Source organism: Caballeronia sp. TF1N1 (assembly GCF_022878925.1).
Taxonomy (GTDB): Bacteria; Pseudomonadota; Gammaproteobacteria; order Burkholderiales; family Burkholderiaceae; genus Caballeronia.
The window spans coordinates 1,328,917-1,341,717 of the sequence record NZ_CP084626.1 but is presented as its reverse complement, the minus strand read 5'-3'; the positions used below and the strand labels follow the sequence as shown (position 1 = coordinate 1,341,717).

Annotated in this window: 13 protein-coding genes; 4 read left to right on the top strand and 9 right to left on the bottom strand. The window is 61.9% G+C overall.

From position 1 onward, the window contains the following. The first annotated feature begins 38 nt into the window (after positions 1-38). On the top strand, positions 39-467 hold the full coding sequence (locus LDZ28_RS06185) for a PGDYG domain-containing protein (protein ID WP_244827815.1): 429 nt from the start codon (positions 39-41) through the stop codon (positions 465-467). A 377-nt stretch (positions 468-844) separates the two neighbouring features. Here the strand turns inward: LDZ28_RS06185 and LDZ28_RS06180 are convergent, their stop codons facing one another. The 8 genes from LDZ28_RS06180 to LDZ28_RS06145 form a co-directional block, all read right to left on the bottom strand. Further along, the gene (locus LDZ28_RS06180; RefSeq protein ID WP_244827814.1) at positions 845-1,210 is read right to left on the bottom strand and encodes a DUF3022 domain-containing protein; all 366 of its coding nucleotides are present in this window, start codon (positions 1,208-1,210) and stop codon (positions 845-847) included. Between the two features lie 14 nt (positions 1,211-1,224). Beyond that, complete coding sequence (locus LDZ28_RS06175) at positions 1,225-2,016, bottom strand: YhfC family intramembrane metalloprotease (RefSeq protein WP_244827813.1); 792 nt, start codon at positions 2,014-2,016, stop codon at positions 1,225-1,227. Next, a complete protein-coding gene (locus LDZ28_RS06170; protein ID WP_244828017.1) occupies positions 2,017-3,096 on the bottom strand; it encodes a LacI family DNA-binding transcriptional regulator in 1,080 nt (359 codons plus the stop codon). A gap of 118 nt (positions 3,097-3,214) precedes the next feature. Beyond that, positions 3,215-4,186, bottom strand: a complete 972-nt coding sequence (locus tag LDZ28_RS06165; RefSeq protein ID WP_244827812.1) for a D-glycerate dehydrogenase — start codon at positions 4,184-4,186, stop codon at positions 3,215-3,217. Between the two features lie 106 nt (positions 4,187-4,292). Continuing rightward, entirely contained in the window at positions 4,293-5,576 is a 1,284-nt protein-coding gene (locus LDZ28_RS06160; RefSeq protein ID WP_244827811.1) for an MFS transporter, read from the bottom strand. Between the two features lie 38 nt (positions 5,577-5,614). Further along, positions 5,615-6,601: a sugar kinase gene (locus LDZ28_RS06155; RefSeq protein ID WP_244827810.1), complete on the bottom strand. Its 987-nt coding sequence runs from the start codon at positions 6,599-6,601 to the stop codon at positions 5,615-5,617. A 14-nt stretch (positions 6,602-6,615) separates the two neighbouring features. Continuing rightward, on the bottom strand, positions 6,616-7,386 hold the full coding sequence (locus LDZ28_RS06150; RefSeq protein WP_244828016.1) for a sugar phosphate isomerase/epimerase: 771 nt from the start codon (positions 7,384-7,386) through the stop codon (positions 6,616-6,618). Positions 7,387-7,554: 168 nt separating this feature from the next. Continuing rightward, positions 7,555-8,442, bottom strand: coding sequence for a LysR family transcriptional regulator (locus LDZ28_RS06145; RefSeq protein WP_244827809.1), 888 nt, complete (start codon positions 8,440-8,442; stop codon positions 7,555-7,557). 114 nt (positions 8,443-8,556) lie between these two features. Between LDZ28_RS06145 and LDZ28_RS06140 the strand changes: the two genes are divergently transcribed. Next, the gene (locus tag LDZ28_RS06140) at positions 8,557-9,621 is read left to right on the top strand and encodes a YeiH family protein (RefSeq protein ID WP_244827808.1); all 1,065 of its coding nucleotides are present in this window, start codon (positions 8,557-8,559) and stop codon (positions 9,619-9,621) included. 76 nt (positions 9,622-9,697) lie between these two features. On the opposite strand, the gene LDZ28_RS06135 is transcribed toward LDZ28_RS06140, so the two are convergent. Beyond that, the gene (locus tag LDZ28_RS06135) at positions 9,698-10,936 is read right to left on the bottom strand and encodes a cystathionine gamma-synthase family protein (protein WP_244827807.1); all 1,239 of its coding nucleotides are present in this window, start codon (positions 10,934-10,936) and stop codon (positions 9,698-9,700) included. 240 nt (positions 10,937-11,176) lie between these two features. Here LDZ28_RS06135 and LDZ28_RS06130 point away from each other — a divergent pair, with 240 nt between their 5' ends. After that, positions 11,177-11,902 (top strand): glutathione S-transferase, encoded by a 726-nt coding sequence (locus LDZ28_RS06130; RefSeq protein WP_244827806.1) that lies wholly within the window; start codon positions 11,177-11,179, stop codon positions 11,900-11,902. 48 nt (positions 11,903-11,950) lie between these two features. Beyond that, a complete protein-coding gene (locus LDZ28_RS06125; RefSeq protein ID WP_244827805.1) occupies positions 11,951-12,754 on the top strand; it encodes an aldo/keto reductase in 804 nt (267 codons plus the stop codon). Positions 12,755-12,801 lie beyond the last annotated feature (47 nt).

The following is a 12,801-nucleotide window of genomic DNA, read 5'->3' as shown; positions in this document are numbered from 1 at the left end:
TTACGATCCCGCACCGCAACCGCATTGGCCGACTAATCATGCTCTATCTATCCCGCCTCGATCTCACAACAGATGCTGCCGCGCGCCGCGTCGTCAAGGACGAAGCCGTGACCGTGGAATTCGCCGCTGCGCCTGGCGAGCTGATGAGTCTGGAAGGCCCGAATCGCTATGCGCCCGGCGACGCTATCGTGACTGGCGCGACGGGTGAACGCTGGGTCGTGTCGCGTGACCGGTTCGATCCCAAGTACGTGCCGGAAGGCGGCATCGCGCATGGCGAGGCTGGAACCTACCGCAACAAGCCGAGCGTAGTTCTTGCGCGGGAGATGCATGAGCCTTTTTCCATCGCGCGGTCAGACAATGGCGACGTGCTCACCGGCGAGGCGGGCGATTGGGTCATGCAGTATGCGCCGGGCGACTATGGCGTCGTGAAGGCGGCGCGCTTCGCCAAGGTTTATCGCGAAGTTTGAATGCGGTATGCAGGGGCGCGGCACGCAGCATGCAAGTTGCTGCGTTTGACGGGGATGGCCTCAACGAGCGTGCAGGATGAGAAAGCAAAGTGCGGGAGCGTGGCATACGGAATTCAAATCGCACGTATGCCGAAGACAGCCTCAACCAGGTTCAATAAATCCACGCAGACTTTGTATGCGAAATGCCAAGGCGTGGCATACAGAATTCAGATAGCCGCATCCGACGCGGACAGCCGCATAGCGCACGCACATCCGAGTACAAGATGCGAAAGCGAACAGCCAACCCGCATCTGAATCGATCACCCGTTCCGCCCCACCTCGCTCAAATCTCGAATACAAAACGCAACCTGTCGGCATACAGAATGCGACCTGCCCCTTCACGCGAAATCCTCTCCCATCTCGATTTCAAGCTGCCGCGGGACCGCCTCGCCATTCGCGTATGCTTCTTCCAGCGAACCCAGCGTCGCCTCCACATAGGCACGTAACACTGCATAGCTTCGAGCATGCATCCTCACCGGCATGGCTCGATACCGTGCCAGCGCGGCAGCATCGAAACGCACGTCGATGGCAATGCGCCGCGCCGTCGAACCGAAACGCATCGCGATGTAATGAATCGTCAGCGAGGTACGGCCTTCGTCGTCGAGGCGTTCGGCAAATTGCGTCTGTTCGGGGAAGAGATCGCTGATGACGTGCGCAAGCGTGTCGATGTCCGCGCTCGGGCAGTCGTACTGGTAGTCGTCCATGGATACTCGATGAATCAGGATTGGCGCGTAACTGCGGCGCGATAGTAGCGCACGAGCGCCACGGTGACGATCACGCCGAGCACGAGATACACGGCATCGGCGGCGGCGAGCGGAATCAGGCGCGCTTGAAAGAGCGCGGCCGGCATGCCGACGAGCGCGTGGGCCGCAATCAGCACGCCAAGCGCATGACGTGACCGTTCGCGCAGCATCTGCCACATCAGTGCCGAAAAGCCGAGCTGGAAGGCAAACGCACTCGCCCGCTCGACCACGAAGATAGCCGCCGACACAGGCGAGAGACTCATCAGCACCAAGTGAATACGCGCTACTGCATCGAGCGGCGCGCTTTCGAAATGCGCATCGAGCGTACCGTTGTTGGCCAGGATCGCATACACGATCCATTGCGCCTGTACGAGCACGCCGACGATCCACGCCTCCGCGCCGCCATGTCCGATGCCGTAACCGAGCGCCGGACCGGGACGATCGAGCGCGCCGGGCTCGCGCGAGATGAGCCACTTCATCGCCAGGAAGCGGCCCACTTCCTCGCACAGGCCCGCAGTGATGGCGCCATAGACCACGAAGACCGCGGGATTCATCAGCCAAGCGGACGTGGCCGGATTGCCCAGCATGAAGCCGTGCAGCGCGCGCTCGATCACCATGGCGAAAAGCGCAAACACGGCAATGCCGAGTATCGCCTCGCGCGGCACGAGCTGAAAACGCGGCCTCGCGAGCTTGTACAACACGACCGGCAATGCAGCGATGATGAGCGTGGCGAACCCCACGCACAGCAACGTCGATAGACTGACCATTCAGGTTCCTTGTGATGCTTCGTGTCTTGCTCTCGTCGTCGATGCGCGCACGACGAGTTCTCCCGGCAACAGACATTCGCGTGGCGGCATGACCGCGCCGCCGAGCCGCTCATGCAGAAACTCCACCGCGCGTCGGCCGATATCGTAAGTCGGCTGCCGCACCGTCGTCATGCCGGCGAGTTGCGCCCATTCGGAATCGTCGATGGACATCAACGCGACGCCCGCTTGCCAGTCCGCGCCGTATCGTTCCTTGAGATGCACCGCGACGCGCAAAGCCACCGGACCGTTCGCCGCGAACAAAGCGACGCGCCGGTTTGCCGCGCGCGCACCTTCGATGCGCCGATCGATTTCATCGAGCGTGGATGCCGCATCGGCGAGATCGATCACGAGCGTCACGCCGTTTGCAGCACGCGCGCTCACGCTTTCGCGAAACGCGGCCTCGCGCAAACGACGCGAACTAACATGCGTGACGGGCTGCACGATGAAGAGCAATTCGTCGAAGCCTTCATCGATGAGATGTCCGGTTGCCAGTGCAACGGCCGCCGGATTGTCGAGCCCGACCATATCGGTGACGATGCCTTCCACCGAACGATCGACCAGCACGACCGGAATACCGCCTTGCGTGAAGCCTTGCAACAACGCTTCCTTCACGCCGAGCGCATTCACGATCACGCCTTCGACGCGATACGTCGTAAGCAATTGCAGATAACGCCGCTCCATGTCGACTTCATTGGCCGCGTGGCAGATGAGCGGCATGTAGTTAAGCGCATGGCACGCGGCTTCCACGCCTTGCAGCACTTCGACGGAGTACGGATTGGTCAGGTCGGCGAGCAACATGCCGATCAGTCGATTGCGCCCGCGCTTCAGGCCGCGCGCCATCTGATTCGGTCGATAGTCCAGCCGCGCGATAGCCGCCTCGATACGCTCGCGCAAATCGGGCGACAACACGCCCGTCTCGCCGTTCAGATAACGCGAGATGCTGGTCTTGCCGGTGCCGGCTTCGCGCGCGACATCGGTGATGGTCGCGCGGCGCGCCCCGAAAACGCGCGGCCGGTTGCTTGAAGTGGGATCGTCGGACATGGTGGTCGTGATGGCTTGACGAACGCCCGACATCGGGCGAGCGGTATCGACATCGTTGTCGTTGGCCTCGGCATGCGCATGTTAGCGCATCGTGGCTGCCCGGCGATCCGATCCGCGTTCAGCGCTTGAGGACTTCGCGATTCACGATGTTCTGCGTGAGCGTGCCATCGAGCGCGCCGATGAGGTTCTCGGCGGCGTTGAGGTTCATCGCGTGACGCGTTTCATGCGTGGCCGAGCCGATGTGCGGCAACGCGACGACGTTCTTCAGCTTGAGCAAGGGCGAATCGACGGGCAGCGGTTCCTTGTCGAACACGTCGAGGCCTGCCGCGCGAATCGTGCCGTCTTTGAGAGCTTCGATGAGCGCCGCTTCATCGACGGTCGGTCCGCGTGATGCGTTGATGAGAATTGCGCTTTTCTTCATTTTCTTGAGCTGCGCCGCGCCGATGATATGACGCGTCTGAGCCGTGAGCGGCACTTGCAGAAGCACGAAGTCGGATTGCCCAAGGAGGTCGTCGAGTTCGACACGCTTCGCGCCGTAGTCCTTCTCTGCTTGCTCGTTGGAACTGCGATTCGTGTAAAGCACGTTCATGCGAAAGCCCAGCGACGCGCGTCTTGCCACCGCGCCACCAATGCGACCGAGCCCCACGATACCAAGCGTCTTGCCCTGCACATCCACGCCAAAACCTTCTTCGCCCAGGCTCGCTTTCCAGTTCCCTTCCTTGACCCATTCCGCGAGTTCCACCACGCGGCGCGCGCTGGCGAGGATCAATGCGAAGACCGTATCCGCGGTCGATTCGGTGAGCACGTCAGGCGTATGCGTGAGCACGATGCCGCGTTTGGTCAGGTCGTCGACATCGAACGCATCGAAGCCTACCGAGACCGTCGAAAGCGCCTTCAGACGCGTCGCGCCTTCGATCATCGCGGGCGTGATCTTCGCGCTCGCACCGATGGCGCCGTCGGCATCCTTGAGCGCCGCGACGAATGCATCATGATCGGCCGGATCGACATGTACGACGTCCGCATGCTCGCGAAGGTACGCTTCGACATCGGATGGCAGAGACTTATAGGCTACGATTTTCTTTCGGCTCATGGAGTTTTCAGGCCTTTGCAGGCTCATGGTAAGAGTGGATAACGGCCGCTACGTTCGTGTTTTCCATTAAAGCATAGACAGCGGCAGCGCTCTGGAGCTCTGGACATCAAGACCCCACGGCGACGCGCGGACTTACCACCGCTGGCGGCTTCACGGCCAGCGTCAACGCCACGGCCACGAGCAAGGCCGCGCTCATGAAGACGTATGACGCAGCCGGCGATCCAGTGGCCCCGTTCAGGTATCCGACGACATAGGAACCCACGAACGAACCGAGCGCGCCCATGCTGTTGATGAGCGCCATGGCACCGCCCGCGACGTTCTTCGGCAGCAGTTCAGGCACGATCGCGAAGAACGGCCCATAAGGCGCATACATCGCCGCGCCCGCAATCACGAGCAAGACGTACGAAGCCCAAAAGTGGTTCGATCCAAGCAGATACGAACCCGCGAACGCCACCGCGCCGATCAGCAGGAATGGCCATACGAAGGCCTTGCGCGCCTGCAGTTTGTCGGAGGCCCAGGAAGCGAGCAGCATGGCGATGGTCGCGGCGAGATAAGGCACTGCGGAAAGCCAGCCCGTCTCGACCATGCCGAGCGTGGAGCCGCTCTTGAGGATGGACGGCAGCCAGAGCACGAAGCCATACACGCCGATGCTCCAGCAGAAGTATTGCGCGCACAGCTTGATGACAGCGGGAGACTTGAATGCCTCGCCATAGTTCTTCACCGGCTTGATCGCCGCTTGCTCGGCGCGCAAGGTGGCATCGAGATCGCTCTTTTCCGCGTCCGTGAGCCACGTCACCTGCGCGGGTTTGTCCTTCACGATGAACCACCAGATCACCGCCCACACCACCGCAGGCAAACCTTCGGCGATAAACATGTGCCGCCAGCCGAACGAATTCACGAGATAGCCCGAGACGACCGACATCCACAGCACTGTCACCGGATTGCCGAGAATCAGAAACGTATTCGCGCGTGAACGCTCCGACTTGGTGAACCAGTTCGCGATGAAGACGAGCATCGCGGGCATCACCGCCGCTTCGACGACACCGAGCACGAAGCGGATCGCCATCAGCGACGGTATGTTGCTCACCATGCCCGTCAGCGCGGCGCAACCGCCCCATAAAATCAGGCTCCAGAAGACGAGCTTCTTCACGCTGCGGCGTTCGGCGTAGATCGCGCCCGGAATCTGAAAGAAGAAGTAGCCGAGAAAGAACAACGCGCCGATCAGCGACGACAGTCCCTTGCTGATGCCCAGATCCTGATTGATGCCCGCCGCCGACGCAAAGCCATAGTTCGCGCGATCCAGATACGCAAGGCTATACGTGATGAAGACGATCGGCATGATCATCCACCAGCGGCGCACGGCGGGAGTCGGGGTTGAAGATGCTTGCATGGTTGTCTCCGAACACAGTTCGATTGAGTCTCTGAGGATCACGCGGCGTCGAGGGCAGCGCCCACATCCTGAGCTTCGAGCACGTCGAGCGCGGCGCGCGTGGGCAGGCCCTCGCTGTCGCCGATCACCTGAATCGCCAGGGCGCCGATGCGGTTGCCGCGCGCGATTGCATGCCGCACGTCGCGGCCTTCGAGCAGCGCGCTCACTACGCCAACCGCGAAGCCATCGCCCGCGCCGACGGTATCCACGACCTTCGCGACGGGCACCGCGGGCACGATGCCGGCATCGCCATCGACGGTGCGGAAATACGCGCCGTATGCGCCCAGTTTCACGACCACGCCCTTCGCGCCCTGATCGAGATAAAACTTCGCGATGTCCTCGGGTTTCTCGTAGCCCGTCAGCGTCAACCCTTCGCTCACGCCCGGCAGCACCCAGTCGGCAAGCGCCGCGAGCGCGTTGAGCGATTGCGCCATCGCGTCGCGCGACGGCCAGAGTGTCGGACGCAAATTCGGATCGAAGGAAATAGTCTTGCCTGCTGCACGCATTTCGCGGGCCATGTGGAAAGCCAGTTCACGCGAACTCGCCGAAATGGCTGGCGCCACGCCCGTCAGATGCAGATGCCGCGCGTTGAGCACGTAATCAGCGGCGTAATCGTCGAGCGAAAGATGGCTTGCGGCCGAGCCCTTGCGGAAGTATTCGACTGCCGGATCGCTGCCGTCGTCGCACTTGCCCTTCAACTGGAAGCCGGTCGGATAGCGCTCGTCGATACTCACGCGGCGCGCATCGATGCCTTCGGCCGCGAGCACATCGAGCACGTACTGACCGAAGGAATCTCGCCCGACACGGCTCATCCAGCCCACCTTGAAGCCGAGCCGCGACAACCCGATAGCCACGTTCAGATCCGCGCCCGCGACGCGTTTGGTGAACTGGCCGACCTTTGCCAGATCGCCGGTTTCGGCGGCGACGAACATGGTCATCGCCTCGCCGTACGTAACGATGTCGAGGGCGTTTCGTTGTGATTGCATGCGGTACCTTGTATTCAAAATGCCGCGATACGCGCGACCTGAACGGCGGCGTCATCGGCGTCGAGAAAGGGATATTCGATTCCGCGCGGCACGTCACGCGGCAATTGCGCGAGGAGCGCGACGAAGTGCGCATCGTCTTGCGACGGGGCGACGGCGAAACGTCGCGCGCCCTCGCCTGTCACTGCCTTGCAATGGATATAGGCCACGTGCGGCGCGAGACGCACGGCGGCATCGAGCGGGTCTTGCTCCGGCCAGCGCCAGTTGCCAGTGTCGAAGGTCATCGCAAGCCCGTCTTGCGCCTGCGCGGGCAAAGCCGCGAACAACGCCTCGAACGCGCCGATCGTGCCGCCCGCTTTCAACTGGCCGTTTTCGACGACCACCCGCGCTGGCGACGACGCCACCGCGTTCAGCAACCGATCGAGCGTTGCCGCATCGGTCGCAACGCCGCGTTCCGTGCCGCCCAATTGCAGCTTCACGATGCGCGCGCCCAGCGCATGCGCCTCGCCGATGGCCTGGGCGAGCGCACTGTCATCGAGAGCGCCATCGTCGCGAAACAAGGTTGCCGGCGTCGAGTGGACGGCCCACAAACCGAGTGCGCGGATGCGCGCGCCGAGACGCGAGAGCGCGTCGAAACTGGCATCGGATTCGTCGGCGAAAAGTTCGCGGCGCACTTCGAAACCCTGGGCGCCAGCGCGCGCGGCGGCTTCGGCGCACACCGCGTGACCATCGGTGCGAACCGTGTCCAAGCCGAAGGCGCTGGCGACTACGACGACATCCGGGCGCATGCCGATTTTTGAAACATCAGATGAAATCACGCCTCTTTTCCATTGAAAACTGACAAAAACTAGTGGTTGGAACCGGTTCCATTACTGCTGTTTGAAAAGGACGCCGCGGCGCCCCAATGAAGACGAATAGTGCTCTTGGCGGTGCGCGTTGCGCCATAGTGGAATTCCCTAGCCGAGAATCGAGGCGTCCTGGCAGAGTTCGAGAAAGCGCGCGGCGACACGCGAAGGCGCGTCGGCATGAGGAAACAGGATTGAAAAGCGGCGCGTGAGCGGCGCCGGGCCGACGTGTACGCGTTGCAGCATGCCGTCCTCGTGCCGGATCGACATTGCCGAGACGAAGCCGATACCCATGCCCGCCCGCACCGCTTCCTTGACGCCTTCGACGCCCGCGATTTCGAGCGCGACGCGCACGGCCACCTTGCCCTGGGCGAACGCGCGCTCGACGATCTGCCGCACGCCCGAGCCGCTTTCGCGCAGCACGAGCGGATAGCCGCCGATTTCATCGAGCGTGGCGTCTTGCCTTTCGGCGAGCGGATGACCGCGCGGAACGATAGCCACGATCTCGTCTTCCCGCCAGGCGGTCACCGTAGTGCCCGACGGCAACTCGCCACTTGGCTGGCCTTCGATGAGCGCGATATCGAGCGAACCGAGCGCAGCGACGATTTCCGCCGTGTTCCCGTCGATGGTCGTCAGCGTCACGTCGGGATAGCGTTTGTGGAATGCGGCGATCAGATAAGGCAGCAGATAGCTCGCGGGCGTCGTGCTCGCACCGATACGCAATGTGCCGCGCTCGAGCCCGCGCAACGCGTCCCGCAGCGCGTGTGCTTGCCGGAAGCTCTCGCGCACACGCTCCGCGTGGACGCGCAACTGTTCGCCGGCTGCGGTCAGGCGAATGCCCCGGCCGTCGCGCAAATAGAGCGATTCGCCGAATTCGTCCTGCAAAAGTCGAAGTTGGCCCGACACGGCAGGCTGCGACAAATGCAGCGCAATAGCCGCGCGGCTGATGTTGCCGTGCTCGGCAACGGTAGCAAAGGTTATCAGCTGATCCGGGGTCATCTTGCAAAACTATCAGTTAAGCCGATAGATTGCATCCTAAATCACGATTTTTCATATGCATATGAGTGATTTAGGATTAGCACATCGCAACGCAATGTCAAAAGGACGCTCCCCATGTCCGCCGTACCCGCCGCACCGACAATCGCCGAAGCATCGTCCACGCGTGGGCAGCTCAACGGAATTCTTTTCGTCGCGCTGTTCGCGGCAGCCGTGACGCATCTGTCCGCGCTGCCGTTCATCGCTGGATTGGGCATCAGCCCGTTGATCGTCGGCATTGCTGCGGGGACGATCTACGGCAACGCGCTGCGCCACGGCATGCCCGAAAGCTGGGCGGCGGGCGTGAACTTCTCCGCGCGCAAATTGCTGCGCATCGCGGTGGCGTTCTTCGGGCTGCGCGTGAGTCTGCAGGAAATCGCGCACGTCGGGCTGTCGGGTTTCGCGGTATCTGTGCTGGTGGTCGTGAGTACGCTTGCCATCGGCACATGGTTCGGCATGAAGGTCATGAAGCTCGACCGCGATACCGCCTTGCTCACGGCAGCCGGCAGCGCCATCTGCGGCGCCGCGGCCGTGCTCGCGTTCGAATCGACCTTGCAATCGAAGCCCCACAAGAGCGCGATGGCCGTTGGCAGCGTGGTCCTGTTCGGCACGCTCTCCATGTTCCTCTATCCGCTCGCGATTCACGCAGGCTGGTTGCATCTCGACACGCTCGGCACGGGCCTTTTCTTCGGCGGCACGATTCACGAAGTCGCGCAGGTCGTTGGCGCGGCAAGCAACGTGAGCCCGGAAGCGGCGCATATCGCGACAATCGTGAAGATGACGCGCGTCATGTTGCTCGTGCCGGTCCTGCTCGTGGTCGGCTTCTGGATCAATCGCAAGCGTCATGATCAAAGCGCACAAAGCGGCACGGGCAAGCTCGCGGTGCCCTGGTTCGCCTTCGGCTTCCTCGCGCTCGTGGTGGTGAATTCGCTGCACGTGTTGCCCGCCAGCGCGACCAGCACGCTCAACACGCTCGATACCTTCGCGCTCACCATGGCGATGACCGCACTCGGCATGGAAACGCGCATCGCGCAGATTCGCGAAGCGGGTCCGCGTGCGATTGCAACCGGTGCGATTCTGTATGCATGGTTGATCGGCGGTGGACTTGCGATCACGTATGGTGTGGAGCGTCTTTTCGGCTGATCGTATCGATGCTGGACACAAAAAAGCCGTCGACTGAACCGACGGCTTTTTTGCATTTGAAGCCCGCTTTCTCGGCTTACGCGTGCTTCAACGCTTGTTCGAAATCGGCGATGAGATCGTCGATATCCTCGATACCCAGCGACAAGCGCAGCATGCCGTCCGAAATGCCCATTGCGCGGCGTACGTCCGGACCGGCTTCGTGGAAGATGGTCGGTGCAACGGGGATGATGAGCGTGCGTGTATCGCCGAGACCGGTCGCCTTGATCGGGATCTGCAGCGCGTTGACGAAGTCGATCATGCGTTCGGGATGGCGCAACTCGAATGACAAGAGCCACGAGCCGTTTTTGAACAGACTCTTCGCGACTTCATATTGCGGATGACTCGGCAAACCCGGATAAAGCACGCGACCCACCGCTTCGTGTTTCTCCAGGAACTGCGCCAGTGCGAGCGCGTTATCGCTGCTCTTGCCGACTCGCAACGCCAACGTCTCCGCGCCTAGCGCAATCTGATGCGCCTGCTCGGACGACAACGCCGCGCCCATGTCGCGCAGACCCTTCTTGCGAATTTGCAGAAGCCCTTGCTCCTTCGCGGGCGAGCGCCGGTAGTCATCCGCGATATTCGGGTACGTGCTCCAGTCGAAGACGCCCGTGTCCGTGACCGCACCGCCGAGCGCCGCGCCGTGTCCTGCAATCGTCTTTGTCAGCGAGTTGACGACGAGGCTCGCGCCGACATCCTTCGGCCTGAAAAGCGCCGCGGACGTGATGGTGTTATCGACGACATAAGCGAGCCCGCGTTCGCGACACAGTTCGCCGATACCTTTCAAATCCGGGATCTGCGTGCCCGGATTCGCGATGGTCTCGACGAACACCATGCGCGTGTTGGCCTTGAGCGCGTTGGCGACGTTCGCGACATCGCCTGCATCGACCACCGTCACTTCGATGCCGAGCGTGCGCAGCGTGCCGAACACGCTATTGGTATTGCCGAAGACGAACTGGCTCGACACGAGATGATCGCCCGCGCGCAGAAGCGTGAGAAACACCGCGCAGATTGCGCCCATGCCGGTGCTGAAGCAGATGGAACCCGCGCCGCCTTCGAGCTTCGTGATCTTGCGCTCGAGCGCCGCAGTGGTCGGCGTGCCCTGACGAGCATAGTTGAACCCGCCCTTCTTCGTGCCTTGAAACACGCCGATGAGATCTTCCACGCGTTCGAAGCCATACTGAACCGACGTATGGATGGGTTGACGCACGCCGCCATGCTCGACGCCCGCGTCACGATCGCCGTGTACGATGCCAGTGGTGAAGCCTTGCTTGTCCATCTTCTCTCCGCTTCGAAGTCGTTCGCTCTCTGACGGGCATCGCGAATCGGCCCTCGAGCAAAGGATTCATTTTACATCGCGGCCCGCGCCGCCACGGCCCCAGGCGGGTACGCGTGTTGCTCGCCTGAACACTCGTTCGCGTGCTCGACCCGCGGCAAGCAGCACGCGATTAACTTGCCAACCCAAGCATCCGCCGCGCATGGCGTCAAAAGCACGGCACGTTTGACAAGGAGCCCACGCATGGCTTACGAACTCTATTACTGGGACGGATTGCAAGGCCGGGGCGAATATGTGCGCCTCGCGCTCGAAGACGCGGGCGCCGAATACATCGATGTCGCGCGTTCGAAGAAAGGCATGGACGCGATGATGAAGCTCCTCGGCAGCAAGACCGAGCCGCACATACCGTTCGCGCCGCCGTTTCTGAAGGACGGCGATCTGATCGTGCCGCATGTCGCGAATATCCTGCTGTATCTCGGCCCGAAGCTGAAGCTCGCGCCGAAGGACGAAGGCTTGCGCTACGTTGCGCATGGCTTGCAGTTGACCATCGCGGATATCGTCGCGGAAGTGCATGACACGCATCATCCGCTCGCGACCGATCTCTATTACGAAGACCAGAAAGAAGCCGCGAAAACGCGCTCGAAAAATTTCCTCGACCAGCGCATGCCCAAATTCATGGGTTATTTCGAGCGCGTGCTGAAGCGGAATCCGCACGGCGACACGCAAATGGTCGGCGACACGACGACCTACGTCGATCTCTCCGTCTTTCAGCTCGTCGATGGCCTGCACTACGCCTTCCCGCGCGCGATGAAGACCTTCGGCAAGCACTATCCGCGTGTCGCGGCGCTGCATGACGCCGTGCTGCAACGGCCCAATATCGCCGCTTATGTCGATTCGGAACGGCGCATCCCGTTCAACGAATCCGGCATTTTCAGGCACTATCCCGAACTCGATCAGGACGCGAAGTAAGACGCGTCACTGAGTTCACTGATCGCCTCAACGAAACAAGGAGCCAGCATGATCGAAACGATTCCCTCCTTCGGCCTCGGCACATTCCGTGTCGATGCTGCGAAGACCACCGAAGCCGTCAGAAGCGCATTGCAGATCGGCTTTCGTCATATCGACACCGCGCAGTTCTACAACAACGAAGCCGCCGTCGGCGCGGGCGTGCGCGAGTCAGGCATTCCGCGCGAAGACGTCTGGGTGACGACGAAAGTCTGGTGGGACCGGCTGCAGCGCGACAAGCTGATCGCGAGTCTCAAGGACAGTCACGAAAAGCTCGATATCGGCACGATCGATCTCGCGCTCGTGCATTGGCCGTCGCCCGAGGGCGCGGTGCCTATCGCCGAAACGCTTGGCGCGTTTCAGGAAGCGCAGAAGCTCGGCCTCATCCGTCATTACGGCGTGTCGAACTTCACCGCGCCGCTGCTCGAACAAGCGCTCGAGGCGCCGGGCGGCAAGGAGATCGTGACGAACCAGATCGAAGTGAGCCCGTTCCTCGCGAACCGAGCGTTGGTCGAAGCCACTCAACGGCTCGGCGTGAAAGTGACCGCGTATATGCCGCTCGGCGAAGGCCGCGCGCATAACGACATGACCATCAAGGCCATCGCGAAAAAGCACGGCGCGACGCCCGCGCAAGTGACCTTCGCATGGCTTCTGGCGCGCGATATCGTGGTGCTGTCGGCATCGACGAATCCGGAGCATCAACAGATCAACTGGGATGCGCAAAAGCTCGAGCTCGACGCCGACGACATCGCGAAGATCGACAAGCTCGACGAAGGCAAGCGCAACGCGAATCCTTCGTTCGCGCCGAAGTGGTGAGCGCGTAGACCGAAGCGCTGGATGCATCACTTGAAAAGCCTGGCTGT

What these genes read in the sequence shown, in the direction of transcription:
- LDZ28_RS06185 (WP_244827815.1), top strand. Translation starts at nt 39, where the DNA reads ATGCTCTATCTATCCCGCCTCGATCTCACAACAGATGCTGCCGCGCGC.
- LDZ28_RS06180 (WP_244827814.1), bottom strand. Translation starts at nt 1,210, where the DNA reads ATGGACGACTACCAGTACGACTGCCCGAGCGCGGACATCGACACGCTT.
- LDZ28_RS06175 (WP_244827813.1), bottom strand. Translation starts at nt 2,016, where the DNA reads ATGGTCAGTCTATCGACGTTGCTGTGCGTGGGGTTCGCCACGCTCATC.
- LDZ28_RS06170 (WP_244828017.1), bottom strand. Translation starts at nt 3,096, where the DNA reads ATGTCCGACGATCCCACTTCAAGCAACCGGCCGCGCGTTTTCGGGGCG.
- LDZ28_RS06165 (WP_244827812.1), bottom strand. Translation starts at nt 4,186, where the DNA reads ATGAGCCGAAAGAAAATCGTAGCCTATAAGTCTCTGCCATCCGATGTC.
- LDZ28_RS06160 (WP_244827811.1), bottom strand. Translation starts at nt 5,576, where the DNA reads ATGCAAGCATCTTCAACCCCGACTCCCGCCGTGCGCCGCTGGTGGATG.
- LDZ28_RS06155 (WP_244827810.1), bottom strand. Translation starts at nt 6,601, where the DNA reads ATGCAATCACAACGAAACGCCCTCGACATCGTTACGTACGGCGAGGCG.
- LDZ28_RS06150 (WP_244828016.1), bottom strand. Translation starts at nt 7,386, where the DNA reads ATGCGCCCGGATGTCGTCGTAGTCGCCAGCGCCTTCGGCTTGGACACG.
- LDZ28_RS06145 (WP_244827809.1), bottom strand. Translation starts at nt 8,442, where the DNA reads ATGACCCCGGATCAGCTGATAACCTTTGCTACCGTTGCCGAGCACGGC.
- LDZ28_RS06140 (WP_244827808.1), top strand. Translation starts at nt 8,557, where the DNA reads ATGTCCGCCGTACCCGCCGCACCGACAATCGCCGAAGCATCGTCCACG.
- LDZ28_RS06135 (WP_244827807.1), bottom strand. Translation starts at nt 10,936, where the DNA reads ATGGACAAGCAAGGCTTCACCACTGGCATCGTACACGGCGATCGTGAC.
- LDZ28_RS06130 (WP_244827806.1), top strand. Translation starts at nt 11,177, where the DNA reads ATGGCTTACGAACTCTATTACTGGGACGGATTGCAAGGCCGGGGCGAA.
- LDZ28_RS06125 (WP_244827805.1), top strand. Translation starts at nt 11,951, where the DNA reads ATGATCGAAACGATTCCCTCCTTCGGCCTCGGCACATTCCGTGTCGAT.